The sequence below is a fragment of the Mucilaginibacter pineti genome (genome assembly GCF_900101875.1).
Taxonomy (GTDB): Bacteria; Bacteroidota; Bacteroidia; order Sphingobacteriales; family Sphingobacteriaceae; genus Mucilaginibacter; species Mucilaginibacter pineti.
Map to the genome: position 1 here is coordinate 84,718 of NZ_FNAI01000004.1, position 13,363 is coordinate 98,080.

13 protein-coding genes and 1 riboswitch are annotated in these 13,363 nt (G+C 41.6%); of the genes, 3 read left to right on the top strand and 10 right to left on the bottom strand.

What is annotated here, in order from left to right; all coding sequences use genetic code 11:
• Nucleotides 1-160 precede the first annotated feature (160 nt).
• A riboswitch (SAM riboswitch) is annotated at nt 161-271 on the bottom strand.
• A 470-nt stretch (nt 272-741) separates the two neighbouring features.
• The 8 genes from BLS59_RS10875 to BLS59_RS32610 all read right to left on the bottom strand — a co-directional run bounded on the left by BLS59_RS10875 (nt 742) and on the right by BLS59_RS32610 (nt 9,066).
• Nucleotides 742-1,473 carry a Bax inhibitor-1/YccA family protein gene (locus BLS59_RS10875; RefSeq protein ID WP_091149027.1) on the bottom strand — a complete coding sequence of 244 codons (732 nt, stop codon included), beginning with the start codon at nt 1,471-1,473 and terminating at the stop codon, nt 742-744.
• 176 nt (nt 1,474-1,649) lie between these two features.
• Entirely contained in the window at nt 1,650-2,639 is a 990-nt protein-coding gene (locus BLS59_RS10880) for a YihY/virulence factor BrkB family protein (protein ID WP_091149029.1), read from the bottom strand.
• Nucleotides 2,640-2,734: 95 nt separating this feature from the next.
• Complete coding sequence (locus tag BLS59_RS10885) at nt 2,735-3,415, bottom strand: M15 family metallopeptidase (protein ID WP_091149031.1); 681 nt, start codon at nt 3,413-3,415, stop codon at nt 2,735-2,737.
• An 11-nt stretch (nt 3,416-3,426) separates the two neighbouring features.
• Nucleotides 3,427-4,653: an alanine dehydrogenase gene (locus BLS59_RS10890; RefSeq protein WP_091149033.1), complete on the bottom strand. Its 1,227-nt coding sequence runs from the start codon at nt 4,651-4,653 to the stop codon at nt 3,427-3,429.
• 53 nt (nt 4,654-4,706) lie between these two features.
• Nucleotides 4,707-5,216: a tRNA (adenosine(37)-N6)-threonylcarbamoyltransferase complex ATPase subunit type 1 TsaE gene (tsaE, locus tag BLS59_RS10895; RefSeq protein WP_317039759.1), complete on the bottom strand. Its 510-nt coding sequence runs from the start codon at nt 5,214-5,216 to the stop codon at nt 4,707-4,709.
• Nucleotides 5,217-5,368: 152 nt separating this feature from the next.
• The gene (locus BLS59_RS10900) at nt 5,369-7,876 is read right to left on the bottom strand and encodes a TonB-dependent receptor (RefSeq protein ID WP_091149036.1); all 2,508 of its coding nucleotides are present in this window, start codon (nt 7,874-7,876) and stop codon (nt 5,369-5,371) included.
• A 75-nt stretch (nt 7,877-7,951) separates the two neighbouring features.
• Complete coding sequence (locus tag BLS59_RS10905; protein WP_143014103.1) at nt 7,952-8,278, bottom strand: hypothetical protein; 327 nt, start codon at nt 8,276-8,278, stop codon at nt 7,952-7,954.
• Between the two features lie 161 nt (nt 8,279-8,439).
• Nucleotides 8,440-9,066, bottom strand: coding sequence for a PKD domain-containing protein (locus BLS59_RS32610; RefSeq protein ID WP_091149041.1), 627 nt, complete (start codon nt 9,064-9,066; stop codon nt 8,440-8,442).
• A gap of 253 nt (nt 9,067-9,319) precedes the next feature.
• Here BLS59_RS32610 and BLS59_RS10915 point away from each other — a divergent pair, with 253 nt between their 5' ends.
• From BLS59_RS10915 to BLS59_RS10925, 3 genes are all read left to right on the top strand, one after another.
• Nucleotides 9,320-9,676, top strand: coding sequence for a hypothetical protein (locus BLS59_RS10915; RefSeq protein WP_091149043.1), 357 nt, complete (start codon nt 9,320-9,322; stop codon nt 9,674-9,676).
• Between the two features lie 93 nt (nt 9,677-9,769).
• On the top strand, nt 9,770-10,462 hold the full coding sequence (locus BLS59_RS10920) for a peptidylprolyl isomerase (RefSeq protein WP_091149046.1): 693 nt from the start codon (nt 9,770-9,772) through the stop codon (nt 10,460-10,462).
• 24 nt (nt 10,463-10,486) lie between these two features.
• Entirely contained in the window at nt 10,487-11,254 is a 768-nt protein-coding gene (locus BLS59_RS10925) for an exodeoxyribonuclease III (protein WP_091149048.1), read from the top strand.
• A 125-nt stretch (nt 11,255-11,379) separates the two neighbouring features.
• On the opposite strand, the gene BLS59_RS10930 is transcribed toward BLS59_RS10925, so the two are convergent.
• Together BLS59_RS10930 and efp are read right to left on the bottom strand one after the other, a co-directional pair.
• On the bottom strand, nt 11,380-12,441 hold the full coding sequence (locus BLS59_RS10930) for an acyltransferase family protein (RefSeq protein ID WP_091149051.1): 1,062 nt from the start codon (nt 12,439-12,441) through the stop codon (nt 11,380-11,382).
• A gap of 350 nt (nt 12,442-12,791) precedes the next feature.
• Entirely contained in the window at nt 12,792-13,355 is a 564-nt protein-coding gene (gene efp, locus BLS59_RS10935; RefSeq protein WP_091149052.1) for an elongation factor P, read from the bottom strand.
• Nucleotides 13,356-13,363: the final 8 nt, after the last annotated feature.

A 13,363-nucleotide genomic window follows, 5' to 3' on the forward strand; every position in this document is an offset into this window, starting at 1 on the left:
TGAGATCAAAATGAATTATCACAGCAAATCAATTCTCATATCTAAATAAAAAGGTATTAATTGCGACAGATGGAAAAAGCGGAGCTATCTCAAATCTCACATCTAATATCTCAAATCTAAATATAGCTTACATCGAAAAGTCGGGTGTTATCATGACTTTCGCTTATCTTTCCCAGGGCCTTTTGGCTGGCTGAGTAGAATGTAGCACCTTGTGAAGCACAGGTTGCTAAGACATCGCAGGGTCTAATCCCTCCGTCTTTCTCCATAAGCACTGCAAAGGTGCATAATAAAGCGATAAAATGCAATAGTTTATCTATCCCTGAATGTGTATGCCGCGTAAAATTAAAGCCTCACCCATATCCTCTCCTTTGGAGAGGATATTCAAGATTTTTGAACCCCCCTTTTCCCTTGGAGCATAATAGGCGTGAAAAGACATTGTGGAATAAAAGAACGTGGGTAGTCCCCGATGGGGACAAATTCATTATTTTTCTATTAGGCTACAAACAGGTAGTCCCTACGGTACATAAAAACCTGCTGTCTCCTATCAATATTGCAAATTCTTTTATGTCCCGTAGGGACTACCTGTTTGTAAAAAAAACATCAAGTGGATTATGCCCCGTAGGGGTTACTCATCTGTCTTTTCATGGGCTATTACCCCTCTCCAAGGGAGAGGGGTTGGGGTGAGGCACAAAAAAAGCCGCCTTTGCAGGCAGCTTTTCATAATAAGATCTTAAATGACTATTATCTTCTTCTGCCGAATAAACGCAGGATCATCAGGAAAAGGTTGATGAAATCGAGGTACAGCGTTAATCCGCCTAAAAGCGCCAATTTACCTGCAGATGCATCACCATATTCTAAACCGGCACCAATACGTTTCAGTTTTTGTACATCATAAGCAGTTAAGCCCACAAATACAGCTATACCAACATAGCTGATCACATACTCTAAAGTCGAGCTATGCATAAACATATTAATTACAGATGCGATGATAATACCGATAAGGCCCATTATCATAATTGAACCAAAGTTGGTTAAATCAGTACTGGTTGTGTAACCGGCTATTGCCATTATACCAAAAACCACAGAGGTAGTAGCAAATACGCCAATAACAGAGCCGCTTGTATAAATCTGGAGTATATAGCTTAAACTAACACCCATAACTGCTGAAAAAGCGATAAACAGCAATGCCGCAACACCATATGACAATCGGTTAAAACCAAAAGAAATAATTAAAACAAAAGCCAGCGGCGCAAACATTACTATTGTACCTAAGCCGGTGTTACGGCCTGTGGCCGGATCCCTAAGCATTTCATATAATGCCTGGTTTTGTGAAAAGACAAAAGCGCAAAAGGCTGATAAACCTAAAGCAACAAACATCCATAAAAATACATTAGCTATAAATTTACGTGATGCATCCTGCTCATTTACTTGTATTACGTTTTTATAAACGTATTCTGAATCTTTAATTTCCATTTTATATTAAAATTAATATACGAATATACGAAGAATCCGTGAGTTTAGTATGAAGAGGGATTTGTTGGGAACAAGGATGAAAAGAACAAGGAGAAAAGACCTGTTGGGAATATGATCTGAAGGAGTAAGGAACAAGGACTCAAATTCAAATCCTTATTCCTTGCTCCATCCGTCCTTTATCCCTTCGCAGCCGGCTCACTTTTTTTTAGGTTCCCCTGGAGCTCGGGGTTCTGCGGGGGGAGGCTTTTCACCTGCCGCTCCACTTCGGTTTGCTGAACGGATACTGCGTAATCGGCCGGTTCAATATGGCTGCCCGATGCTTCGGCATAAACCTGCGTAAATTCGGCACCGATGTACAATATGGCCGATGTATAATAGATCCAGACGAGGATAACGATGATGGAACCTGCCGCCCCATAGGCCGATCCTTGCGCTGTGTATTGAATATACAGGCTAATAATGTATTGACCCAGCATAAAAAGCAGGGCGGTAAAGAATGCACCCGAACGCACATCGCGCCATTTAATTTTAACATCGGGCAAAAATTTAAAGATGATGCCAAACAAAACGGTAATTACTACCAGCGTAATGGCAATGTTTATCCCCTTTAATAATAGCCCGGTTACTGCGGGTATAAAATCCTGGAGCCGGCTGCTTAACGCGTCCATAACAAGATTAATAGCAAGTGTCGCCAGCAATAAAAAACCAAGGCTTATTATCAATGAGAATGATACAAACCTGTTTTTTAATAACTGCACCCAGCCACGTTTTGGTTTGGCCTTTACCCGCCAGATCATGTTCAATGAATCCTGTATCTCAATAAAAATACTACTGGCACCCAACAGCAGCGTGATGATACCAATTACCACCGCAATGCCCGATTTACCCGAGAGCGCCAGGTGCGTTAAAATATCCTGAATTTGATGGGCGGCACCTGCCCCCACATAATGTTCAATTTGCGGATATAGCCTGTTTGAAGCGGCATCCTGTCCAAAAACAAGGCCAGCTACAGATATTACTATGATGAGCAGCGGAGCTATGGAAAACACGGTATAATAGGCCAAAGACGCGCTCAGCTTTAAGCCATTATCGGAAGAAAAGCCACTGAAACTGGCAATTAATACCTTCCAAAGCTGTTTTGCGTATTCTTTGCTGAAAACTTTCATGCGTTATTTTTTTAATTATTGATAACCGGCTTATGACTAAGCAATTTTAGTGCCTTTAAAAACCTGGTGAAGTAAAAACCGCTTAAAAAAATTATTTACAATGCCGAAAACGGGATATCCAGCAATTCATAATTATGCCAGCCGTTAAAGTCATAATGCCACCACTCGGTAGGTAACACGGTAAAGCCATGCGCGCTCATAATAGTTTTAAGCAGTTCGCGGTTGGCCATTTGCAGTTTGCTGATGCCGGCATAATTGGCGCTGGCTTTTTTGCTGAAACTATCAAATCCCGTTGGCATATCCAGCTCTTTACCGGTTTTAATATCGATGAGGCTTAAGTCGATAGCGCAGCCGCGGTTATGTTTTGATCCCAGCCGCGGATTGGCCACAAAATTGGTGTCGGGTGTCATCTCATAAAACTTTACGGTAACGGCATACGGACGGTAGGCATCGTAAATTTTAAGGGCCAGTCCGCGGGTGTGTAAGTCGGCCTGTACTTGTTGCAGGGCTTTGACTACAGGCAGACGGGCATAAGCCTTGGGCTGCAGGTACATGCGGCGGTGCATGAAGTTATTGATTGTCGCATAGCGAATGTCCAGTACAATATCTGGGATCAATTGTTTGATCTCTATTAATTGTTTATCGGGGTTGTTTTTTACCTCCCGTGTATAAGCTTTAACACCGCTGATCTTTGTACTATCGATATACTTATAATGCTGCGCCTGTGCACCTATACCTGCAATAATAAGAACAAGTAAAAGCGTTAAGCGGCGCATAGGATTTTTATTTAACGATTTGATACAATAAGCAGGTCGAGATCTTTACAAGGGATGCCGAACCTCTCGCCAATGTGTTTATTGGTAAGCTGCCCCTGGTAAATATATACGGCGTTACGCACACCCGATTTTTGCCAGATCACGTTTTTAATGCCGCCCTGCTCGCCAATATCCAATAAAATTGGTGCAAAAATGTTGGTTAACGCATAAGTTGCCGTACGTGCCACGCGCGAGGCTATATTAGGCACACAATAATGTATTACATCATACTTGCGGAATACAGGATGGGTGTGATTAGTAACTTCCGAAGTTTCAAAACAACCGCCCTGGTCAATGCTCACATCTATCACCACCGAATCTCGTTTCATACGGCTCACGGTAGCTTCTGATATAATGCAGGGGCTTCTGCCGTCTTCGGCCCTTATGGCGCCAATGGCTACATCGCAAGTGGTTATGGCTTTTTCCAATACAATTGGCTGCACAACAGAGGTAAATACCCGGCTGCCAATATTGTTTTGCAAACGGCGTAGTTTATATATCGACGGGTCGAAAACCTTTACTTCGGCACCTAATGATATGGCGGTGCGCGCTGCATATTCGCCAACCGTACCTGCGCCCAATATTACAATTTCGGTAGGGGGTACACCGGTAATGCCACCCAGCATGAGGCCCTTGCCTTCAAAAACATTACTTAAATATTCGGCGGCGATAAGTATGGAGGTTGCTCCTACAATTTCGCTCATGGCCCGTACTACACTTAACGAATTACCCTCATCTCGCAGGTGCTCAAAGCATAGCGCGGTAACGTTCTTTTTCATGAGGGCAAGCAGGCAATCGGCCTTTAACGTAGCCAGCTGCAGCGCCGAAATGAGGATCTGGCCAGATTTCATGAGCTCAATTTCCTGCAACATGGGTGGCGCTATCTTTATAATAATATCGGCTTCGTAAACAGATTTTGTATCGTAAACAATATGTGCGCCCTGTTCGCTGTAGTCCTTATCGCTAAAATTGGCGGCCTGCCCCGCATTGCTTTCCAGCATTACATGGTGACCGTTATTAACCAATAAAGCTACGGATAAAGGCGTTAGTGGGATACGGTTTTCCTGGAAGGAGATCTCCTTGGGAATGCCGATGTATAGCTTGTCTTTTTTGCTTTTTACCTCCAGCATCGACTCTTGTGGCTGCATCATGGCCTGCTTGGCAATGTCTGAAAACCCGCTGTATATCCCTGAACTCATTGTATGTTATTTTTCTGGCTGATGAAGATAAGAAAAAACGCTTTATGATTTTACTAAATATTTTCAATTTGGACGAGCCTTGAGCCATCACCGGCAACCGTTATCCGCACGTTGCTATAGTGTGCAGGCAGCAGATCGGGAATGCGCTCGGGCCACTCAATAAAGCAGTAAGCTCCGGCATAAAAATATTCTTCATAACCCATATCCAAAGCTTCTGTTTGGTTTTTGAGGCGATAAAAATCAAAATGATAGATACTTTCCTTGCCAACCTGGTACTCGTTGACAATAGAAAACGTAGGACTTGTAACCACATCATTTGTGCCTAAAAAGCTGCACAACTCTTTTATTAACGTGGTTTTACCTGCCCCCATATCGCCATAAAATAAAAATATACGGTTGTTGGCCGAGCCTGTAATAATAGCTTCGGCGGTGGATGGAAGATCTTGTAATGATTGAACGGTTATAAGCACTTTGATAAAGATTTGAGGTTTGTCATCCTGAGGAATGAAGGATCTGACGGCGATATGTACTGCGCCGAATAGATGCTTCACTGCGTTCAGCATGACAAAACTTTATTAGTTCAAAAATAATCAAATATTCTCAACCAATCTTCTCTTAACAGTCATATAGACTATTTGAATGGTTTGCCTTTAGTAACGTAACAAAAAAGTCCCCACTGCAAGGCGGGGACTTTCAATAAATAAATTAGTTATAGTTAGGATTTTTTACCACCATTAAAGCCAAACGGCACTACAACTTTAAAGCTGATGTTGCGGCCCATGTTGAATATACCGCGCTGTACGCCCGGAGCGGTTTCCGGGTTATCAAAATACTTAAGTCTGCTCATGTTGGATTGATAGTTTACATTGGCAAGGTTGGTGCCTTCGATAAACAACTTCAATACCGGCTGCCCTGCTTTGTTTACAATATTGCCGCCAAAGCCAGCGCTTAAAAGGTTGTAACCCGGTGTAGCGGTTTCTGTACCGTATGCTGCAAAAAAGCGGTTTTGTGCGCTGTAATGATCAAAGCCTACAAACGCGTACAGGTTTTTTACATTGCCGAAGCCACCATTAAAAGTTCCGCGCAATTCAGAGTGGGTATGCAGCGGTGGGATAAACGGCAGGTATTTAAGGCTATCGGCAACAGGGCCGCCATTGCCTTTGTTTTCGCCGTAGGTAAGGCTCATGGCGTTTTCAAAATGCAGCCATGATACGGGGTGAAGATCTACATTCAGTTCGCCGCCGTAAATGCGGGCTTTGCTTTGCACATAGGTAAAAGTGGTATATCCCTGGGTAATTACCGGGTTGCCGCTGGCATCTAAAACCTGCTGCTGGTAAATGTAGTTGCTGATGTCGTTATTAAAAATTTCAACACTGGCCGATATATTAGGCAGGGTTAAAAATGCGCCCAGATCTTCCTGCAAGCTAAACTCGGGTTTAAAACTGCGGTCGCCTATGTGGTAGATCTGTGAACCCGGGTCTGGGCCATTGGCCGAAATTTCGGCAATACTTGGCGCCCTGAAACCACGGGCAATATTACCTTTAAATAAAAACGCGTCAGATACATTGTAGGTAGCGCCAAAACTGCCAGAGAAACCTGAGAAGGTTTTGCTGAACGCATCAAACTGTGATATTACATTCGGGGTGCCGGTTGGGTTACTGCCGGTATACAATTGCGGGAAACCGTTGGCTCCCAAGGTATCTACATAAGCGGCGCTGTTTTTAAACGACCGGATATCAAACCGTCCGCCTGCAGACAGATCGAGCTTGCCGTAGCTTTTCTTCACTACAAAAAACGGCCCTATATCAAATTGATGATAAGCGGGGATAGGGAAGTCAGTAGCATCGCCAATGGTATTATTCTGGTATTGACCGTTAACGCCAAAAGTGGTTTCGTAATCATTACCCAGGTTAAAGTTATATTTAACATCGTAAGTATAGGTAGTAAGGTGCAGGTTTAACCCGGCAATATCACCTGCCTCAGGGTGGGTATATTCGCGTCTGTGGCTAAATTGATAGCCCAGGTTCACGATAAGGTTTCCGCTGCCTAAAATAAAGTTACTGTTATTGTAAATACGGTAAAGCTGTACGTGCTGGTGTAATACCGGGATCTTGTACGAGTTTAATTCCGACTCGGGAACTATAGTTGTGGCGCCGTCCTCGGTTATTTGGCGGGTAAATTTGCGGCTGATTGAATCGCGGCTGCCGTCGGGTATGGACTGCTCATCATCAAAAACCGACGCGTGCAGGTAAGAGTAACCCCATGATTTATTAAGGCCAACCATTAAACGGGCATCTTTTTCTTTGTAGCTGGTGGCAAATACGCGGCCATCAACCTGGTTTTGGTAATCTTTGGCTTCCTTTGCCGATACTACCGTTCCCCATACAAAGCCGTTATTGTTGCCCTGTAGCCTGAACGATCCGTTTAGCAAGCCCTGGTTGGTGCCGTAAATTCCCTGTACCGATCCTAAGATCTTTCCATCCGGAACTGGCGCAGGTGATATAAGGTTAACCACACCACCAATAGCATCCGAGCCGTAAGTTAAGCTGGCGGGACCTTTTATCACTTCAATACGGTCAATTGAGTTTTGATCAACCTCAATACCGTGTTCATCGCCCCATTGCTGGCCTTCCTGGCGGATACCATCCTGAAGGGTAATTACACGATTATAACCCAACCCGTGGATAAACGGTTTGGAAACATTGGGCCCTGTGGTTACCGCGCTTACGCCCGGCAGGCTTGCAATCTGGTCGATAATGTTACCCGATGCCGCGCGTTGGTCAAGATAGGCTTTGCCCACGGCAACCATTGGCACGGGGCTGCGTTTTATTTCGGTAGCCTTGCTTACGCCGGTAACTATAACCTCACCTGCTTCCAGCGCTGATGCTTTAAGTACCACATCAAATACTGATGTTTTTGAAAGATCAACCTTTTGGTTAAAAGTAGAGTAACCTATATAGCTTATCTGGATTAGGTAAACGCCTTTAGGTACATGGTTAAAAACATATTTACCATCGGCATTGGTAATAGCGCCGGTATGCAAATCGGGGATGCTTATGGTAGCACCTATAATGGGTTTGCCATCGGCCTTGTCGGTAACTGTACCGGTAAGGCTGCCGGCTACATCTTCAACCGTGTTTTTTATAACTATAGCGTGGGCATTTGAAGCAAAAGAAAAACTTATAACAAGCGTTAGCAAGCAACTAATCAGCTTTAATTTCATAATTAAAATTTTAAGGGGATAAAATAAATACCGCTGTAAAAAGGCGGTGTTGTTTTGAGAAATAAAAAGGAGATATTATGAAATTGCAGGGGGAGCCCGGCCGGCAGCAAGCACGAGGGATATGCTTACAAAATTGTAATGACAGGCTTTAAAAACATAGCCTATTGCAGTTTGTGGAACTACATATAAAGGGGTATCTATAACAGCGTTATGGTGATGCATAGCATCGCACATATAACATTTTTCGGTAATTGTTTGGTGCTGGTGGCCGTAATTAACATGGGCCGTTTTGGTGATGCCTTTTACAAGTAAATGCTGGTGTGTATAAACCATGCTTTGCCCTGCAATAAAGCAAACAAGCAATAGCCACGAATACAGAATATTTAACCTGTTTTTTTTCACACCAAGCGCATCTTTATGGATGGTTAACGCAAAAGTAGTTAATAAAATTGCATTTTTAATGCAACATTGTAACAATATCGTTCATTTGCCAAATTGGCAACGATTCTAAAAACAGAAAGTTGGGTGTTTACCGCCAACTTTCTGTTTTTGCGTTATCGCTATTATTTAACGCTATTGAATGCTTGCTTATTTGTTAACTGGCTTTGCACAACCTGCTTGCCAATACTATTTAATATATAAATTTGACTTCCTGGCGCCAAAACAAGCTTGTTATGATCAAGTGTATTTAAAGTGAATGGAGGCACAATTATAAATTTTTTTGTACCTATATTTCCACCAACATAAATGACTGGATCAAGCGTAAAAACGGTATCTGATTTACCGCCGGCTAAAATTATGTTATGGTCAATAAAATCAAAAATATTGCCGTTGGCATCTGCAGCAAATGATACCATCGGTAAATCGGCATCAGTAGCGTTATCTACCTCATAGCTTGCCGTACCAGGGTATACACGTAAAGCATGTACAGATGTTGAACTGCCGGCGGTTAACTTTACCTGGTAAATACCTTTTTTGTTGTACACATGTCTGGGGTTTTGTTCGGTTGAAGTTTGCCCGTCGCCAAAATCCCATTTGTAGCTGTTTGAACCAGTTGTACCATTACTGATGGAAACAACCTCGTTTATGTAATAGTTTGTTTTTGGGGTGGAAAAAGAGGCGGCCGGGTCTTTTGAACAACCGGTTAATACGGCAAACGAAACGAATGCCAGGAGTAAGGTTTTTTTCATTTAATTGTGATAACAGGATTGGGTAATATTATGTCATAAAGGTATAACAATTATGATTATTCACTGTCTATTACACACGTATTTTTAAATAAACTGTAAATATTATTTATCTCTGTATTAATGTGGTCTTCACCTGGCAATTTATACAGTTTCGTTTTCTCTTAAAATATACCTGGTTATAAAAAATCAGCGATGATGGCTATTTTCAATAACTAATGAACCATTGAGCCAATGAACCATTATCTTTACCGCCATGAAACCTGCTGAAATTAATTTAAAGTGGAACGCATTGCAGCAACGCATTGCCGATGATTTTGACAACGAAAAGCCCGATATAAAAGTAATGCTGTTTTTGATTGGTGTACAGGAACTTGGCCAAGGGCCCAAAAAGTTCAGTAAACGCCAAAAGGAAGAACTCATGCACATTGCCAATTGTAAACTGATGAGCATGATGGGCTTTTATGAACTGGAAGGGCAAGACCAGGATGGCTGGCCGCACTGGAAACGCATAAAGGTAATTCCTAATTATACATTGCTTGAACAGGAAATGCTCATGAAATCGCTCATCATAAGCTATTTTGAGGAGCTGGATGCGGGAGCGGTTGATTGATTTTAAATCGCTCTAAAAATTTGTAAATTTCCCACATACTTTAAAAGCAGATCATTCTGAAAATCCTTTAACTCTATAAATCCTGATCCAAAGATGAAAAAAGTATTTACCCTTATTTTGTTATTTCTTTGTGTTGGTGCAGCCTTTGCACGGCCGCCAAAAAACCAGTATGTGCGTATCAGTACGGTTTATGGCAGTGTGATCATTCGCTTGTACAACCAAACCCCGCTGCACCGCGATAATTTTATAAAGCTGGCAAAAAAGGGTTTTTACAACGGCACGCTTTTTCACCGTGTGATTCAGAATTTTATGATACAGGGTGGCGATCCCGATTCAAAAAATGCAATGGCCGGCCTTGAACTTGGCAATGGCGACGTAGGTTACACGGTGCCTGCCGAGTTTAGGGATAGCCTGTTCCACAAACGCGGCGTACTTGCTGCTGCGCGCGATGATAACCCAACCAAGGCATCAAGCGGCTGCCAATTTTATATAGTAGAAGGCAAGCGTTTTACCGATGGCAAAATGGATACGCTGGAAACCACCCGGCTTAAAGGGCATAAAATACCGGCCTGGCAACGCGAGTTTTATAAAAGCGTAGGTGGTAGCCCTCATCTTGATCACAATTATACAGTTTATGGCGAGGTGGTTTCGGGTATTGATATGGTAGACCGTATTGCCGCCGTAAAAACAGATGAATGCGACCGCCCGGTGACTGATGTAGCCGTTACTGTTGATGTATTGAGTAAAGGCGAATGCAAGCAAATGGATAAGCTGCTGAAGCTGTAGATAAATGATCCTGAAAAGTTAAAAATGAAAATTATAACATATAACGTAAACGGTATCCGGTCGGCAATTAGTAAAGATTGGCTGGCCTGGTTACAGGCTACCGATGCCGATGTAGTTTGTCTGCAAGAAATAAAAGCAACCCCCGATGTACTTACCGACCTGGGTTTGGTAGATCAGCTTGGGTATAAACACTACTGGTTCCCGGCCGAAAAGAAAGGGTATAGTGGTACCGCCATTTTTTGTAAACAAACACCAAAACATATTGAATACGGTTGCGGCATTCCAGATTTTGACCGTGAAGGCCGTTGTATCCGGGTTGATTTTGACGACGTATCGGTAATGAGCGCCTACTTCCCGTCGGGTTCAAGCGGCGATGAACGGCAGGTGTTTAAATACCGCTTTTTAGATGAGTTTGGTAAGTATCTCACCCTGCTAAAAGCTACCTATCCCAAACTGGTAATATGCGGCGATTACAATATTTGCCATCGCCCTATTGATATTCATAATCCTAAATCAAACGCCAATTCATCCGGCTTTTTACCTGAGGAACGTGAGTGGATGGAGAAATTTATAGAGAGCGGTTTTATTGACACTTTCAGGCACGTAAACAAAGAGCCGCATAACTATACCTGGTGGAGCTTTAGGGCTGGCGCAAGGGGTAAAAACTTAGGCTGGCGTATTGATTATGCCATGGCCAGCACCGAGCTGGAAGCTAACATAAAAAGAGCTGCCATATTACCCGAGGCCAGGCATTCAGATCATTGCCCGGTTTTGTTGGAATTGGAGTTTTAATGCTATAGAAGCAGGTGTGATATCAATAGGAGTCATCGCTTTAGTAGCAATGATCGAAAAAACACTGTTGTTTTATAATTACTTTTTCTACAGTATCACTTACCTGAATTTGGCTGATAAACCCACTATTTAAAAATATAGAAAACCCAGTTTTTTATTTTAGGATAAATTATTAATTCAACTAAATAGGATAAAATAAAAAGAATAGCAAACGAGGTTATCATTTTAACAATTCCATTTGTGATAAAATTTAAATATATGGGGTCTACCACAATGTAATTATGTGAGATATACATAAAATAAGATATCGGGGCAAATATTTGAAATGGCTTAATTATTATATTGAAAAATACCCATTTGAGTTTTCTCCAGATAACGCTTCCTCCGCTTATAAATACAGATGAGATGAAATGTCGAAATTCTAATTCCGGATGTTTGCCTGAAGATATAGGTATGTGTTTATAATCCTGCACATAAATCATATTAAATTTCATAATGATTGTATTAGCTATTAGCAACAAAAACGGATAAATCACAGTTCTGTAATCCTTTGATAAATAAAATTTGACTAAGCAAGCTCCCGCCCACCATATGGAGAAATATAAAAATATCCTATTGGGAAAACATGGATATATACAGTAAGAGACTGCCGCCAAAGTAGTTAATATTATAACAAATTTGTTTTGGTAAATGACAGGTACATATTTGTCTAAAACAAAATAAATCATATAAAACCACCATTCATACGAAAGTGACCATAATGGATCATTATTCAAAAATGGCGAACAAATAACATTTGGTTTTGATTCGGGTAAATCTTGTAGCATTAAAAGATTACCCAATAGGTTTTTAAAGTCTATTTTTGCAAATCCATGAATGCTTAGTGATGCTACGATGTAGGAAAAAATAAAAGCAAAAATTAACGGGATATAAATTCTGGTGAACCTTTTTAAAAAATAAGATTTGAAGGATTTATCCTTTGTATTGTCATGAGAATATTTTATAACAAAGCCAGATAATATAAAGAAAACTATCACGGCCTCTTGTCCAAATCCAAAAATGGAAGTAAGCCCAACACCAAATACTCTTAATTTATGATACATGAAAGCCTTATTTAAAATTAAGTGGTGGAGTATAACATAGATGGAAGCTAATCCTCTTACCGCTTCAAGTTTATGTAGTTTCATGTTTTATTATAGTTTGTGAGTATTATGGGCTTAGTTTTAATTATTGTAGCTAAAATGTATTTTTGAAATTTTTAGTTATGCGCCGACTGCCACAACTGATATCGAGGCCCTAAGGTAAAAATTAGATTTGAGATGTCGGATATTCGATTTTTAAAAATCGAATATATTGAGTAACATATAATAGTTTGACTGCCATTTGTCTCAAATCTATTATTTATAGGTGGAGAAGAACACCTTTGTGTACTCGATTCTCAGAGCCTCTATTTTACTTATGATACAGCCCCTGCTTTATATTGAGAAAATTAACATGCTAATCCCACTCCCCCTTCGGGGCGTTAGGGAGCTATGCCCTATGCCTTCACCCGTTCTACATAAGAACCTGTAGCGGTATCAACCTTCACCTTATCACCAATGTTAATGAACAATGGTACACGGATCTCGGCGCCTGTTTCAACGGTTGCATTTTTTAGGGCACCGGTTGATGTATCGCCTTTAACGGCAGGTTCGGTATAGGTAATTTCAAGTTCGGCACTGCCCGGGATAGTACCCATAATAGGTTCTTCGCTTTCAAAGGCTACAATTACGTTCATACCTTCTTTCAAGAACTTTACAGCACTGCCAAATAATGCTTTTGGTACATTATGTTGATCGTAAGTGGTGTTATCCATTACCACAAGGGCATCGCCATCTTCGTATAAATATTGATAATCGCTGGTTTCAACACGGGCTATGTCAACTTCTTCGTCGGTACGGAAACGGTATTCAACCAGTTTGCCCGATTTTACGTTACGCATACGGGCCTGGTAAAATGCACGCAAATTACCGGGGGTACGGTGCAAAAACTCCTCTACCTGCACTAACTCGCCATTAAAGCGAAGCACATTTCCATTTTTTACATCTGATGCTTTGGCCATACAATAAT